At 72.8% G+C, this 14,667-nt stretch carries 13 protein-coding genes; 10 read left to right on the forward strand and 3 right to left on the reverse strand.

Annotated elements, in window-relative coordinates; genetic code table 11:
- Window positions 1-214: 214 nt before the first annotated feature.
- From ACFO3Q_RS01220 to ACFO3Q_RS01250, 7 genes are all read left to right on the forward strand, one after another.
- Window positions 215-1,663 (forward strand): Do family serine endopeptidase, encoded by a 1,449-nt coding sequence (locus tag ACFO3Q_RS01220; protein WP_377002751.1) that lies wholly within the window; start codon window positions 215-217, stop codon window positions 1,661-1,663.
- A gap of 222 nt (window positions 1,664-1,885) precedes the next feature.
- Window positions 1,886-2,290: a hypothetical protein gene (locus ACFO3Q_RS01225; protein ID WP_377002999.1), complete on the forward strand. Its 405-nt coding sequence runs from the start codon at window positions 1,886-1,888 to the stop codon at window positions 2,288-2,290.
- The gene (locus tag ACFO3Q_RS01230; RefSeq protein WP_377002752.1) at window positions 2,290-2,769 is read left to right on the forward strand and encodes a hypothetical protein; all 480 of its coding nucleotides are present in this window, start codon (window positions 2,290-2,292) and stop codon (window positions 2,767-2,769) included. Before ACFO3Q_RS01225 ends, ACFO3Q_RS01230 begins: the two co-directional genes overlap by 1 nt.
- Window positions 2,766-3,215: a hypothetical protein gene (locus ACFO3Q_RS01235; RefSeq protein WP_377002753.1), complete on the forward strand. Its 450-nt coding sequence runs from the start codon at window positions 2,766-2,768 to the stop codon at window positions 3,213-3,215. Before ACFO3Q_RS01230 ends, ACFO3Q_RS01235 begins: the two co-directional genes overlap by 4 nt.
- The gene (locus ACFO3Q_RS01240; protein WP_377002754.1) at window positions 3,212-4,303 is read left to right on the forward strand and encodes an AI-2E family transporter; all 1,092 of its coding nucleotides are present in this window, start codon (window positions 3,212-3,214) and stop codon (window positions 4,301-4,303) included. The genes ACFO3Q_RS01235 and ACFO3Q_RS01240 overlap by 4 nt, the downstream gene beginning before the upstream one ends.
- A gap of 35 nt (window positions 4,304-4,338) precedes the next feature.
- Window positions 4,339-5,052, forward strand: coding sequence for an HAD family hydrolase (locus ACFO3Q_RS01245; RefSeq protein ID WP_377002755.1), 714 nt, complete (start codon window positions 4,339-4,341; stop codon window positions 5,050-5,052).
- Entirely contained in the window at window positions 5,049-6,452 is a 1,404-nt protein-coding gene (locus tag ACFO3Q_RS01250) for a leucyl aminopeptidase family protein (RefSeq protein WP_377002756.1), read from the forward strand. The genes ACFO3Q_RS01245 and ACFO3Q_RS01250 overlap by 4 nt, the downstream gene beginning before the upstream one ends.
- A gap of 16 nt (window positions 6,453-6,468) precedes the next feature.
- Here ACFO3Q_RS01250 and ACFO3Q_RS01255 read toward each other — a convergent pair whose 3' ends face one another.
- The 3 genes from ACFO3Q_RS01255 to lptF all read right to left on the reverse strand — a co-directional run bounded on the left by ACFO3Q_RS01255 (window position 6,469) and on the right by lptF (window position 9,217).
- The gene (locus ACFO3Q_RS01255; protein ID WP_377002757.1) at window positions 6,469-6,795 is read right to left on the reverse strand and encodes a GNAT family N-acetyltransferase; all 327 of its coding nucleotides are present in this window, start codon (window positions 6,793-6,795) and stop codon (window positions 6,469-6,471) included.
- Between the two features lie 233 nt (window positions 6,796-7,028).
- The gene (gene lptG, locus ACFO3Q_RS01260; RefSeq protein WP_377002758.1) at window positions 7,029-8,135 is read right to left on the reverse strand and encodes an LPS export ABC transporter permease LptG; all 1,107 of its coding nucleotides are present in this window, start codon (window positions 8,133-8,135) and stop codon (window positions 7,029-7,031) included.
- Window positions 8,132-9,217, reverse strand: coding sequence for an LPS export ABC transporter permease LptF (gene lptF / locus ACFO3Q_RS01265; protein WP_377002759.1), 1,086 nt, complete (start codon window positions 9,215-9,217; stop codon window positions 8,132-8,134). Before lptF ends, lptG begins: the two co-directional genes overlap by 4 nt.
- Before the next feature lie 149 nt (window positions 9,218-9,366).
- Between lptF and ACFO3Q_RS01270 the strand changes: the two genes are divergently transcribed.
- The 3 genes from ACFO3Q_RS01270 (at window position 9,367) to ACFO3Q_RS01280 (ending at window position 14,390) form a co-directional block, all read left to right on the forward strand.
- Complete coding sequence (locus ACFO3Q_RS01270; protein WP_377002760.1) at window positions 9,367-10,839, forward strand: leucyl aminopeptidase; 1,473 nt, start codon at window positions 9,367-9,369, stop codon at window positions 10,837-10,839.
- A gap of 159 nt (window positions 10,840-10,998) precedes the next feature.
- Window positions 10,999-11,430 carry a DNA polymerase III subunit chi gene (locus tag ACFO3Q_RS01275; protein WP_377002761.1) on the forward strand — a complete coding sequence of 144 codons (432 nt, stop codon included), beginning with the start codon at window positions 10,999-11,001 and terminating at the stop codon, window positions 11,428-11,430.
- A 176-nt stretch (window positions 11,431-11,606) separates the two neighbouring features.
- The gene (locus tag ACFO3Q_RS01280) at window positions 11,607-14,390 is read left to right on the forward strand and encodes a valine--tRNA ligase (RefSeq protein ID WP_377002763.1); all 2,784 of its coding nucleotides are present in this window, start codon (window positions 11,607-11,609) and stop codon (window positions 14,388-14,390) included.
- Window positions 14,391-14,667: the final 277 nt, after the last annotated feature.

Genomic DNA, 14,667 nt, shown 5'->3' on the forward strand with positions numbered 1-14,667 from the left:
AGGGTGGAGGTCGCGCCGTTGCCATTGCTCATCGGAATTCCCCTCGGAAGTGGTGACCCGGACGCCCTCGCCCGGTGGCGCGAAATCTAGCCCGTTTCGCGCACCTTCGGTGCAGGCGCCGGCGTCGCCCGTTTCACTTGCCAGAAAGCCAGCAGGGGGCAGACTGGGACGGCCGCCCGGGGCCCGGCGCGGCAGCCCCCAACAAGGAGCAACGATGCGCCCGATTCCGCAGTTCGCGAGCATGCTGCTCGCGGCCATGGTGGGTGGCCTGGTCGTGGCCTGCATGCGCGACGAGGTGCCCCTCGCCGACCCCATCGCGGCACCCGCCCGCGCCGCCCTGCCCATCGGCGGCGGCCTGCCCGCCGCCGTCGACGGCCAGCCCCTGCCGTCGCTGGCCCCGATGCTGGAGCAGGTGACGCCCGCGGTGGTCAACATCTACACCACCCAGCGCATCCGCGTGCGCGCCACGCACCCGCTGGCCGACGATCCGTTCTTCCGCCGCTTCTTCGGCATGCCCAACATCCCGCAGGAACGGGTGGCGCAGTCGCTGGGTTCCGGCGTCATCGTCGATGCCGAGCGCGGCTACGTGCTCACCAACCACCACGTCATCGAGGGCGCGGAGTCGGTCTCGGTGACGCTCGCCGACGGCCGCACGCTGGAGGCCGAGTTCATCGGCTCGGACCCGGACACCGACGTCGCGGTGATCCGCATCCCGGCGGAGGACCTCTCGGCGATCCCGCTGGTGGACTCCAACGCGCTGCGCGTGGGCGACTTCGTGGTCGCCGTGGGCAACCCGTTCGGGCTGGGGCAGACCGTGACCTCGGGCATCGTCTCGGCCCTCGGACGCAGCGGCCTGCGCGGGCTGGGCTACCAGAACTTCATCCAGACCGACGCCAGCATCAATCCCGGCAATTCCGGCGGCGCGCTCGTCAACCTGCGCGGGGAGCTGGTCGGCGTCAACACGGCCATCTTCAATCCCGGGGGCAGCCGCGAGGGCAACATCGGCATCGGCTTCGCCATCCCGTCCTCGCTGGCCAGCGAGGTCATGAACCAGTTGATCTCGACCGGCACGGTGCAGCGCGGCACGCTCGGCATCCAGACGCGGCGGATCACACCGGAGATCGCGCAGGCGCTCAACCTGGGCAGCCGCCGCGGCGCACTGGTGACCGAGGTGCGCGACGGCACGCCCGCGGCGGAGTCCGGCCTGCGGGCTGGCGACGTCATCGTCTCGGCCAACGGCCAGCGCGTGGACGAACCGGCGGCGCTGCACAACATCGAGGGCCTGCTGCCGGTCGGGCGCGAGGTCGTGCTGGAAGTGCTGCGCGACGGCCGCACGCTCTCGCTCTCGCCCATCCTGCAGCCGCGGCTCACCCTGCTGGAAGGCGCGCGCCTCGACCCGCGCCTCGCCGGCGCGACCTTCGTGGAGCTGGACGAACGCTATCGCCAGCAGGGCCTGTCCGGGGTGCGCGTGAGCGCGATCGAGCCGAACAGCCGCGCGGCGCGCAACGGCCTGCGCGAGGACGACCTGGTCGTGCAGCTCAACCGCCGCAACGTGGCGGACCTGGAAGGCCTGCGGCGCGCGCTCGACGACGCGCCGCCGCAGATGATCCTGGGCCTCGTCCGCGGCCGCGGCGCCATCCGCGGCGAGCTGGCGATGCGGTAGAAGGGGGGGGAGCCGGGAACGGGGAACGGGGAACGGGAAGTTCGGCGCAAAACGTGCCGGACGCACAGCGATGGCGCCCCCGCACGCACCGCGCGACCATTCCCGATTCCCGATTCCCGTTCCCGCTTCCTTTCCCGCCCCACTCCACCCGTTGTCATCCCCTGCACGCCTGCACCGACACAGTGCTGTCCCCATGTCGTTTCCCTTCCTACGGAGCCATCCATGAACCAGAATTCCGCGACTGCATCCGACTCCGACGTGGCCGGCGGCGAGGCCACCCCGGCCCATCGCGAGGCGCTCAAGGGCCATCTGGGCGAGGTCGGCGACCATCTGAAGCAGGCGGCCGGCATCGCCGGCGAGACCCTGCGCGGTGCCGCGAGCGCGGCCCAGGAGCAGATCACGCAGGGCCGTGAGCGCATCCGCAGCGAGTTCGAGGAAACCACCGAGTGCGGCCGCGAGGCGGCGCGCGAGGCCCGCGCGGTCGGCGAGGAGCAGATCGACATGGCGCTGGCGCGCGGCCAGGAGTTCCTCGAGAGCGCGCGCGACCTCATCCGCGAGAAGCCGCTGGCGGCGTTCGGCATCGCGCTCGCCGCGGGCTGGGTGGTGGCGAAGCTCGGTCGCCGCTGATGAGGAAGGGTGAGCCCGCCGACGGGCCGGAGACGCCGGGCGAGAAGCGGAACATCCTCGACGACCTCCGCACCCTGCGCGAGGCGATCGCCGCCACGCTGCGCGACGGCGGCGACGTCGCCGGCGGCTTCGCGAAACTGGTGTCCGCCGACGCGGCCCTCGCCCGCAGCGCGGTGGCGACGGCGGCCCTGCTGGGCATCGTCGCCCTGCTCCTGCTGCACTCGACGTGGCTGCTGCTGCTGGGCGTGCTGGTCACCGGACTCGCGGCGCTCGGGCTGAACTGGGTGGCCGCCTTCGCCGTCGGCGCCGGCATCCTGCTGCTGGCCTCCGCGCTGGTGGCCTGGCTGGCGTGGCGCGCGCTGGCCGATGCCCGCTTCGACGCGACCCGTCGCCAGTGGGCGCGGCTGCGCAGCACGTCGCCGAACGCGCCGCCGACCGGGGCGCCCGCGGACGGCGCCGCGCCGGAGGCCGCGCCGTGAGCCGGCGTCTCCTGCGCCAGGCGGTGGCCGAACGCGAGGCCGAGTTCCAGGTGGCGCAGCGCGCGCTCGAGGCCGACCTGCGCCGGACGAAGGCCGCCGCGCGCACTGCGGTCACTCCGGACCGCATCGTGGTCGGCGGCCTGCTGCTCGGGCTCGGAGCCGGGCTGCTGCGCCCCGGTGCGCAGGTCGGCCGCCTCGCCAGGGGCGCGAAGCTGGCACAGGTCGCCATCCCGTCGCTGATCAAGCTCACCACGACGCTGATCTCCGCCGTCGCCGCCATGCGCGCCAGCCAGGCCGCAGGCGCCGCGGACCACGCCGCGGACGAGGCCACCGACGCCGCCGACGAGGCGGAAGAGCATGCCGAGGAGACCCTGGACGGCGCCCCCGCCGGGGCGGCCGCGGGCGCCGCGGACCGCGCGACGCGCGCACGGGCGCCCATGGCATGAGCGCCGCCGCGGCGGCGCCGCCGGGCCCGCCCGCGGAGCCCGAACCACCCAGGGCGCGGCGCACACGGCCGCTCTGGATCCTCGCGCTCCTCGCCATCGCCTTCAGCTGCTGGGCCGCGCGCGACCTCCTCGTCCCCATCACCCTGGCGATGTTCCTGGCGGTGCTGGGCAGCCCGCTGGTCTCGCGCATGCAGCGCCTGTGGGTGCCGCGCTGGCTGGGCGCGCTGTTCCTGGTCGTCGGCGGCCTCGGGCTGACCGGCGTGCTGGCCAGCCAGCTCGCGGTGCCTGCCGCCGAATGGGTCCGCAACGCGCCCGGCGAGCTGCGCAAGCAGATGCCCAAGCTGCGCGCCCTGACCCAGCCGGTGGAACAGGCCAACCGCGCCGCCGAGGCACTGGCGAGCGCGACCTCCTCCGGCAACGTCCCGCAGCGGCTGACCGTGATCGAGCGGCGCAGCGACCTCTGGGACATGCTGGCGCGCGCGCCGAGCGTGCTGACCGCCCTGCTGGCGGTGGTGCTGCTGACCTACTTCTTCCTGGTGTTCGGGCAGACCTTCCAGCGCAAGGCCATCGCCCTGCTGCCCGAGCGCAGCTACCAGCGCGTGACCGTCGGCATCCTGCAGAGCATCGCGCACGACGTGGCGCGCTACGTCGTCACCATCACCCTGATCAACGTCGGCGTGGCCGCGGTCATGACCGGCATGCTCTGGCTGATGGGCCTGGGCCTCACCAACGCGCTGCTGTGGGGCGTGGCCGCCGGCCTGCTCAACTTCGCGCCCTACGTCGGCCCGCTGATCGGCGTGCTGGCCTACGCGGTGGTCGGCATCATCAGCTTCGACGAGCCGACGCGCGCGCTGATGCTGCCGGCCGGCTACCTGCTGCTGCACACCCTGGAGGGCCAGCTGATCACGCCGATCATCCTCGGGCGCCGGCTCGCCATCTCGCCCCTGGTCCTGCTGCTGTGGCTGATGCTGTGGGGCTTCCTGTGGGGCATCCCGGGCCTGCTGCTCGCGGTGCCCATGCTGGTCTGCTTCAAGATCGTGTTCTCGAAGGTCGAGGGCTGGGAAGGCTGGGCACGCCTGCTGGAATGAGGCGGCGCGGCGACGCGTCGCGCTACCATGGGCGGATGCCCGTCGCGCCCCGCGCCATCACCTTCGACCTCGACGACACGCTCTGGGCGATCGCCCCGGCGCTCGCGGCGGCGGAGGACGCGCTGCACGCCTGGATGCGCGAGAACGCACCGCGCACGGCGGCGCGCTTTCCCGTCGAGGCCATGCGCGCGCTGCGCGAGCACGTCGCGCGGACGCGCCCGGAACTCGCCCACGACCTCACCGCGCAGCGCCTGCTGACCCTGGAGCACGCGCTGCGCGCGGCGGGCGAACCGGAGACGCATGCGCAGGCGGCGTTCGATGCCTTCTTCCGCGCCCGCAACCGGGTGACCCTGTACCCGGACGTGGCCGGCGCGCTCGACCGCCTCGCGCAGCGCTGGCCGCTGGCGGCGCTGACCAACGGCAACGCCGACATCGCGCTGTGCGGCGTGGACCCGCACTTCCGCTTCTGCCTCAGCGCCCGCGAGCACGGCGCGGCCAAGCCCGACCCCGGCATCTTCCTCGCCGCCTGCGAGCGCCTCGGCTGCCGCCCGGACGAGGTGCTGCACGTGGGCGACGACGTGCGCCTGGACGTGCTGGCCGCCCGCGAGGCGGGCCTGTCCACCTGCTGGATCAACCGCCACGGCGCGGCGTGGACGCTCGACGCACCGCCGCCCGACCTCGAATTCCCGGACCTGTCGGCGCTCGCCGACCACCTGATGGCTCCGCGCCCGCAAGGACCCGACGCATGATTCCTGCCGCCTGCTTCGCTCCCGCCTCCGCCGCCGATGCGGCCCTGCCGCTGTACGCCTTCGACCGCGACGGCTTCGCCGCCTGGCTCGACGGCGCGCCCGCCGCCGCCCGCGCCTGGTGCGCGGCGCAGGCCTTCTCCGCCGAGCCCGGGACCAGCCTGCTCGTCCCCGGCACCGACGGCGCGCCGGCCTTTGCCGCCATCGGCGTCGCGGGCGCTGCCGACGACTGCCACGCCATCGCCCACGCCCCGCTGCAGTTGCCGCCGGGCGACTACCGGCTGGCGCCGGAGGCCGGCATCGCCCTGGATCCCGGCCGCGCCGCGCTCGGCTGGGGCCTGGGCGCCTACCGCTTCGAGCGCTACCGCAGGCCGCAGCGCGCGCCCGCGCGCCTGGTGACGGACGAAGCGCTCGGCGGCTCCGTGCATGCGGACGTCCTCGCCGCGTGCACCCTGGTGCGCGACCTCGTCAACACGCCGACCGAGGACATGGGACCGGACGAGCTGGAGGCCGCCGTGCGCAGCATCGCCGGCCGCTTCGGCGCCAACCTGCGCGCCATCGCCGGCGAGGCCCTGCTCGATGCCAACTTCCCGGTGATCCACGCGGTCGGGCGCGCCAGCCATCGCGCGCCGCGCCTGCTGGAGCTGACCTGGGGCGACGAGGCGCACCCGGCCCTGACCCTGGTCGGCAAGGGCGTGTGCTTCGACACCGGCGGCCTCGACCTCAAGCCCGCCGACGGCATGCGCAACATGAAGAAGGACATGGGCGGTGCGGCGCACGCCATCGCCCTGGCGCAGCTGGTCATGGCACGGCGCCTGCCGGTGCGCCTGACCCTGCTGGTCGCGGCGGTCGAGAACGCGGTCGGGCCCGATGCCTTCCGTCCCGGCGAGGTGCTGCGCACGCGGTCCGGGCACACCGTCGAGATCGACAACACCGACGCGGAAGGCCGCCTGATCCTCGGCGACGCGCTGACCTACGCGGTCGAGAAGACCCCGACCCTGCTCCTCGACTTCGCCACGCTCACCGGCGCCGCGCGCATCGCGCTCGGCCCGGAGCTGCCGGCGCTCTACGCCAACGACGACGCCCTCGCCCAGGCCTGGCTCGCGGCCGGCGAGCGCGAGAACGACCCGCTGTGGCGGATGCCGCTGTGGAAGCCCTACTTCGGCTACCTGCGCAGCAACGTCGCCGACTTCGCCAACGCCGGACCCTCGCGCATGGCGGGCTCGATCGTCGCCGCGGTCTACCTGCAGCGCTTCGTGCCCGACACCATCCCGTGGGCCCACCTCGACGTGTACGCCTGGAACGACGCCGACCGCCCCGGCCACCCCGCCGGCGGCGAAGCGCAGGCGCTGCGCAGCGCGTTCGCCATGCTCTGCGAACGCTTCGGCGACCCGGCCCGCTGACCCGCCGCAGGCCGGATCAGGCCGCCGGCCCCAGACCCAGCAGGGTGCGGCCCGAGGCGCTCAGGAGGTCCTGGGTCTCCTCGTGCCGACGCATGTACGCGGCGAACATCGCGCAGCGCGGCACCACCGCCAGCCCCTCCCTGCGGGCGCAGTCGAGGGCCTCGCGCACCAGGCGGGTACCGATCCCGCGGCCGCGCAGGGTCTCGGGGACGACGGTATGGGTGAAGGTGACGACGCCGTCCTCCTCCTCGAAGGCGACGTAGGCGCGCGCGTCGCCGACGTGCGCCTCCAGGCGCTGCGCGCCGGCGTCGCAACGGATCTCGATGGGAACCTCGGTCTGCATCGTGCGCTCTCCGTGGGTCGGGGCGAACGGCAGCGTCCGCTGCCGCTGCGGTCCGAGCCTGCCGGCCGGGGGTTCATGGCGGTGTGTTGGTCTGGGCTTGGGGCTTGGGGCTTGGGGCACGGGGCACGGGGCACCGCAAGAGCATGCGCCCTAAGCCCTAAGCCCTAAGCCCTAAGCCCAAAAAACTAAGCCCCAAGCCCCAAGCCCCAAGCCCTGAGCCCCGAACGCCGCCGCTAATGCGTCCGCCTGTACTGCCACACCGCGATGCCCAGCAGGATCGCCGGGGGCAGCAGGTTGGTGAGCCACATGGGGATGCCGTACACCTGCGCCAGGCCGTTCAGCATCATCTGCGCCAGCACGAAGCCGAGGCCGAACACGATGCCCAGGAACAGCCGCTTGCCGAAGCCGCCGCTGCGCAGCTGGCCGAAGGCGAAGGGCATGGCGGCGAGGCACAGCGCCAGCACGTTGATCGGATAGAACCAGTGCGCCCAGAAGAAGCTCTCGAAGTGGCGGCTGTCGAGGCTGTTGGCGCGCATGTACTGGATGGTCTCGTAGAGCTGCGCCGTGGAGAGGTAGCGCGGCCGCACGAGGCTGGTGGTGAGGGTGTCGCCGTCGAGCGAGGTCTCCCAGGGCTCCTCGGCGACGCGCTCGACGATGGCCTCGCGCTCGCCGAAGCGGGTGCGGTGGACCTCGCGCAGGACCGAGCCGGTCGGGCGCAGCTCGGCGCTGCGCGCGCGCGACAGCGTCAGCAGGCGGCCGTCGTCGTCGAACTCGTACAGGCGCACGTCGGCGAGTTCGACGTAGCCCTCGCGGCCGCGGCCGCGCGAGGAGCCCGCGCGCACGTTGACGAAGGTGTCCCCGTCGCGCGCCCACAGCCCCGAGAAGCGGGAGAGGATGCTGTCGCCGCTGCGCGCGGCCGACACGATCGAGGCCGCGCGCGCCTCGCCCATCGGGCCCAGGGTCTCGCCGGTGACCACCATCGCCGCCGTGAGGCCGAAGACGGTCAGCAGCGCGCCGAGGCTGATGCGCAGCCGCGAGATGCCGGCCGCGCGCAGGGCGGTGAGTTCGGAACTGGCCGCGAGTGCGCCCAGGCCGAGGATGGAGCCCAGCACCGCGGCGGAGGGATAGAGGTCGTAGAGCCGGCGCGGCACGCTGAAGAGCACGCCCACCAGCATGTGCCCGAAGGTGTAGCCGCCGTCGCCGACGTCGCCCAGCTCGCCGACCACGGCGCCGACCAGGTCGAACGCGAGCAGCACGGCCCAGGCCGACAGCAGGGAGGTGAGCACGGCCCGGGCGACGTAGCGGTCGTGCAGGCGCGGGCGCAGCGCGGCGAGCTTCATCGCGCCGCCCCGGCGCGCGGCCGGCGCAGGGCGCCGTCACGCAGGTAGAGCCACAGCGCGATGCCCGCCATGGGCAGGTGCAGCCACCACAGCCCGAGCCAGCCGGGGATGACGTCGGCGCCGAGCCAGGCGCGACCGATGAACATCGAGAAGATGTAGACCAGGTAGCCGAGGAAGGCCAGGAGCAGCGCCCCGTAGCGCGGCTGGCGCGGCGAGGAGCGCGCCAGCGGGATGGCGGCCAGCGCCAGGGTCGCGGCCAGCAGCGGCAGGCCGATGCGCCAGTGCAGTTCCGCCCGCGCCGGCGGGTCGTCGCGTTCCAGCAGCACCGGCGTGCTCTGCAGGCGCGGCTCCTCGGTGCCCACGGTCTCGGCGCGGTCGGGCAGCTGCGCCTCGTTGCGCACGAAGCGCATCAGCCGGAAGTCCGCGCCCTCCAGCGGCCCCTCGACGCGGAAGCCGTCGTGCATCAGCAGGTAGCGCTCGGCGCTGCCGTCGAAGAACAGCTCGCCGCGCTGGGCGGTGGTGACGTCGACGCGGCCCTCGTCGTCCTCCAGCTGCAGGAACATGCGCTCGAAGCGCGAGCCGTCGGGCGAGAGGCTGTCGACGTAGATCACGCCGCCGCCGGGCAGCTCGACGAAGCGCCTCGAGTCCAGGCCGGCGACCAGCAGCGAGCGGTTGGCGCTGTCGATCATGCGCTGCCCCGCGCGCTCGGCGGCGGGGCCGCCCCACAGCGCCAGCACCGCGACCACCGCCACGATCGGCACCGCCAGCATCGCCAGCGGCCGGACCAGGCGCTGCGGCCCGTAGCCGATGGAGGCCAGCACCGCCATCTCGGAATCGCGGTAGAGCCGGCCCACCGCCATCAGGAGGCCGAGGAACAGGGAGAGCGGCAGCACCATCGGCAGGAACTGCAGCAGGCGCAGGCCGAGCTGGGACAGGAGCAGCCCCGGCGGCAGCGAACCGCGCGCGATCTCGCGGACCAGGTCGGCGAACACGCCGCTCATGCTGACCAGCACCAGGACGACGAGGGTGGCGAAGACGGTCTCGGTGAATTCGCGCAGGAGGTAACGCTCGAGTCTGGGCATTCGGCGGAAACGGCGGTGGCGGGGCTTTTGCTAGACTTGCACGCTTTCTTTTTCTGCCGGTTTCCGCCGCGCTCGACCCTCGTCGCGGGCGGACCGGAGTCCCACGCGCCCGGCAGCGGCCGGCGCGCAATCATACGGAATCACGACGCATGGCCTTGGAATTCGAACTGAACCGCAGCGCCCCCGCCGAGACTCGCACGGACTGCATCATCGTCGGCGTGTTCGCCGACGGCACGCAGCCGGCGGCGACCCAGGCGCTGGACGCCGCGAGCGGCGGCCGCATCGCCGCCCTGATCGAGCGGGGCGACGTCTCCGGCAAGGCCGGCCGCAGCGTCCTGCTGACCGACCTGGACGGCATCGCCGCGCCGCGCGTGCTGGCGGTGGGCCTGGGCGAGGCCGGCAAGTTCGGTCCGGCGGGCTTCCAGAAGGCGGTCGCCGGCGCCGTCCGCGCGCTCGCCGGCTCGCCGGTCCGTCACGCGCTGCTGACCCTGAGCGCCGTCGAGGTCGCCGGCCGCGACGCGGCCTGGACCCTGCGCCAGGCGATCACCGCCGCCGACCACGCCGCCTACCGCTACACCGCCACCGTCTCCCGCAAGGACGAGGGCGAGCGCCTGCGCACGCTGGCCCTGCAGGGCGAGGACGAAGCCGCGCTGGCCCAGGGCGTGGCGACCGCCCGCGGCGTGGAGTTCGCCCGCGAGCTCGGCAACCTGCCGCCCAACATCTGCAACCCCGGCTACCTCGCCGAGCGCGCCCGTCAGTTCGCGGCCGAGGTCGAGAACGTCGAGGCCGAGATCCTCGAACGCGCCGACATGGAGAAGCTCGGCATGGGCTCGCTGCTGGCGGTGGCCCGCGGTTCGGCCAACCCGCCGCGCCTGGTGGTGCTGAAGTACACCGGCGCCGGCGACGCGAAGCCCTACGTGCTGGTCGGCAAGGGCATCACCTTCGACAGCGGCGGCCTCAACCTCAAGGTGCAGGGCGGCATCGAGGGCATGAAGTACGACATGTGCGGCGGCGCCACCGTGCTCGGCACCCTGGTCGCGGTCGCCACGATGAAGCTGCCGGTCAACCTGGTGGTCGTGGTGCCCGCGGTCGAGAACATGCCCGACGCCGACGCCTACCGCCCCAGCGACGTGCTCACCAGCATGTCGGGCAAGACCATCGAGGTCGGCAACACCGACGCCGAGGGCCGCCTGATCCTGTGCGACGCGCTGACCTACGCGCAGCGCTTCGAGCCGCAGGCCCTGGTGGACGTCGCCACCCTCACCGGCGCCTGCATGGTCGCGCTGGGCAGCGTCGTCTCCGGCCTGATGAGCAAGCACGACGACCTGGCCGAGGAGCTGCTGTCCGCCGGCGAGACCAGCCACGACCGCGCCTGGCGCCTGCCGCTGCACGCCGAGTACGAGAGCCTGCTCGACTCCGCGTTCGCGGACGTCTACAACATCGGCGGGCGCTACGCCGGCGCCATCACCGCCGGCTGCTTCCTCGGCCGCTTCACCGAAGGCCAGCGCTGGGCCCACCTCGACATCGCCGGCTCCGGCTCCGACGACGGCCGCAAGGGCATGGCCACCGGCCGCCCGGTGGGGCTGCTGGTGCAGTGGTTGATGGATCGGGCTGCTGCGTGATCAAGCGGGAAGAGGGAATGGGGAATCGGGAAGGGTGAGGCCACGAAGACGTCCGCCCCTCCGGCCTCGACTGGAGCGCCCCGCGGAACATCGCGCCAGCCAGAACCTGCCGACCTTTCATTCCCTCTTCCCGATTCCCTCTTCCCGGCTTCTCCCCCCATGCCCCGAGCCGACTTCTACCTCATCGCCAAGCCGCGCTTCCGCGACGATCCGCTGCGGCTGGTCTGCGAGCTGGCGCGGCGCGCCTACGACAGCGGGGCGCCGACCCTGATCCTGGCGCGGGACCGTGCGCAGGCCGAGGCGCTGGACGATGCGCTGTGGGCCTTCGACACCGAGGCCTACATCCCGCACCAGATCGCGGGGGAGGAGGACCCGGAGGAGGACGAGATCACCCCCGTCGTGATCGCGCCCCCCGAGGTCGACTGCCCCGACCGCCCGATGGTCATCAACCTGCGCGACGCGGCCTTCGCCGGCCAGTGCGAGCGCGTCCTGGAAGTGGTCCCCGCCGACCCCGCCGCCCGCGAACCGCTGCGCGAACGCTGGCGGCAGTACAAGGCGCGGGGGTTCGAGACCAACAAGCACGATATGTGATGAGGTAAGCGGGAAGAGGGAATGTGAAGCGGGAATCGGGACCTGGAGGGCGCGACGCCCCGCGGGTCCCGCCCTCCGATCCAGCGCACCACCGTGCGCGCCCTCTCCCGCCTCGACAATCCGCAGGTCCCCATTCCCGCCTTTCCCTTCCCCATTCCCGCTTCATCCAACCAACCATGTCCCAACTCGACAAGAGCTTCGATCCGCAGTCCTTCGAGACGCGCCTGTACGCGCAGTGGGAGACCTCCGGTGCGTTCGCGCCGCGGGGGGACGGGCCGGCGTACACGGTGCTGCTGCCGCCGCCCAACGTCACCGGCACGCTGCACATGGGGCACGCCTTCCAGCACACGGTGATGGACGCGCTGGTGCGCTACCACCGCATGCGCGGCCGGGACACGCTGTGGCAGGTCGGGACCGACCACGCCGGCATCGCCACCGAGATGGTGGTCGGCCGCAACCTCGGCCGCGAGAACCTGACCCGCGACGACCTCGGCCGCGAGAAGTTCGTCGAGAAGGTCTGGGAGTGGAAGCAGCAGTCCGGCGACACCATCGAGCGCCAGATGCGGCGCCTGGGCGTGTCGGGCGACTGGTCGCGCAAGGTCTTCACCATGGACCCGATGCCGTCGAAGGCGGTCGTCGAGGTCTTCGTGCGCCTGTACGAGGAGGGCCTGATCTACCGCGGCCAGCGCCTGGTCAACTGGGACCCGGTGCTGAAGACGGCCATCTCCGACCTTGAGGTGGTGAGCGAGGAGGAGAAGGGCTTCCTGTGGTCGATCCGCTACGACGTGGTCGACCCGCCGACGGGCGCGCCCGACCACCTCGTGGTCGCGACCACCCGGCCCGAGACCATGCTCGGCGACGTCGCCGTGGCCGTGCATCCCGAGGACGAGCGCTACGCCGCGCTCGTCGGCAGGCACCTGCGCCTGCCGCTGTCCGACCGCACCATCCCGGTGATCGCCGACGCCTACGTCGAGCGCGAGTTCGGCACCGGCTGCGTCAAGATCACCCCGGCGCACGACTTCAACGACCACGCCATCGGCCAGCGCCACGGCCTGCCGTCGATCAACGTGTTCACGCCGACGGCCACGATCAACGACAACGCGCCCGAGGCCTACCGCGGCCTCGACCGCTACGCCGCGCGCAAGCAGGTGCTGGCCGACCTGGAGGCGGAGGGCCGCCTGGTCGAGACCAAACCGCACGTGCTGCAGGTGCCGCGCGGCGACCGCACCGGCCAGGTGATCGAGCCCTACCTCACCGACCAGTGGTTCGTGCGCATGGACACGCTCGGCGCGCGCGGGCTGGAGCTGGTCGAGTCGGGGAAGGTGAAGTTCGTCCCGGAGAACTGGATCAACACCTACCGCCACTGGATGGGCAACATCCAGGACTGGTGCATCAGCCGCCAGCTCTGGTGGGGCCACCGCATCCCGGCCTGGTACGACGAGGCCGGCCGGGTCTACGTCGGCCGCGACGAGGCCGAGGTGCGCGCGAAGCACGGGCTCGCCGCCGACGTCGCGCTGCGCCAGGAGTCCGACGTGCTCGAGACCTGGTTCTCCTCCGCGCTGTGGCCCTTCTCGACGCTGGGCTGGCCGGACGAGGCCGCCATGGCCGAGCGCGGCTTCGATCGCTATCTGCCCTCGACGGTGCTGGTCACCGGCTTCGACATCATCTTCTTCTGGGTCGCCCGGATGATCATGATGACCGACCACTTCACCGGGAAGGTCCCGTTCGAGACCGTCTACATCACCGGGCTGGTGCGCGACCGCGACGGACAGAAGATGTCCAAGTCCAAGGGCAACGTGCTCGACCCGATCGACCTCATCGACGGCATCAGCGCGGACGCCCTGGTCGCCAAGCGCACCGAGGGCCTGATGCAGCCGCAGATGGCCGCGAAGATCGAGAAGGCCACGCGCAGGGAGTTCCCGGAGGGCATCCCGGCCTTCGGCGCCGACGCGCTGCGCATGACCTTCGCCTCGCTGGCCAGCCACGGCCGCGACATCAAGTTCGACCTCGGCCGCGCCGAGGGCTTCAAGAACTTCTGCAACAAGCTGTGGAACGCGGCCCGCTTCGCGCTGATGCACAGCGAGGGCAAGCGCTTCTCCGGCGCGCCGACGCCGGCGACCGACGCGGAGCGCTGGATCCTGGCGCGCCTGGCCAAGGCCTCGGCAACCGCCGCCGAGCACGTGGCCGGCTACCGCTTCGACCTGTTCACCCAGACCGTCTACGACTTCACCTGGAACGAGCTCTGCGACTGGTTCGTCGAGCTGGCCAAGCCCGCCCTGCAGGGCGCGGACGCCGCCACCGCCGACAGCACCCGCCACACCCTGCTGTACGTGCTGGAGGCGACGCTGCGCCTGCTGCACCCGCTCATCCCCTTCGTCACCGAGGAGATCTGGCTGCAGGTGGCGCCGAAGCTGGGCATCGAGGGCGACAGCGTCAGCCTGCGGCCCTACCCGCAGGCGGCGGACTTCGCGCAGGACGCGGCGGTCGAGGCCGACATCGAGTGGCTCAAGGCGGCGGTCACCGGCCTGCGCAAGGTCCGCAACGATCTCGGCGTGTCGCCGTCCCGGCCGCTGCCGCTGCTGTTCTCCGGCGGCGATGCCACCGACCGCGCGCGCGCCGCGCGGTTCGCCGCCCAGCTCGGCTTCCTGGCGCGCACGGCGTCGCAGTCCTGGCTGGAGGCGGATGCCCCGGTGCCGGCGTCGGCGGCCGCCCTGGTCGGCGAGCTGAAGCTCCTGATCCCGCTGGAAGGCCTGATCGACCTCGACGCCGAGCGCGCGCGGCTGGGCAAGGAACTCGCGCGGGTCGAGGCCGAGATCGCCAAGTGCAACGCCAAGCTCGGCAGCGAGACCTTCGTCGGCAAGGCGCCCGCGGCAGTGGTCGAGCAGGAGCGCGCGCGCCTGGCCGACTGGACCACGCAGGCCACGGGCCTGCGCGAGCAGCTGGCCCGCCTGGGCGGCTGAGCCGCCCGCTGGCGGGCCGCCCTGGCGGGTCGGGGCTGAAAGCCCCTCCTACAGCGCGGTGGGAGCGGCTTCAGCCGCGACGAGGCGGCGTTCCCCGTACCGAACCCGCGGTCGGGGCTGAAGCCCCTCCTACAGCGCGGTGGGAGCGGCTTCAGCCGCGACGAGGCGGTGTTCCCCGTACCGAACCCGCGGTCGGGGCTGAAGCCCCTCCTACAGCGCGGCGGGAGCGGCTTCAGCCGCGACGGGGCGGTGTTACCCGTACCGAACCCGCGCTCGG

Source organism: Coralloluteibacterium thermophilum (genome assembly GCF_042654365.1).
Taxonomy (GTDB): domain Bacteria; phylum Pseudomonadota; class Gammaproteobacteria; order Xanthomonadales; family Xanthomonadaceae; genus Coralloluteibacterium; species Coralloluteibacterium thermophilum.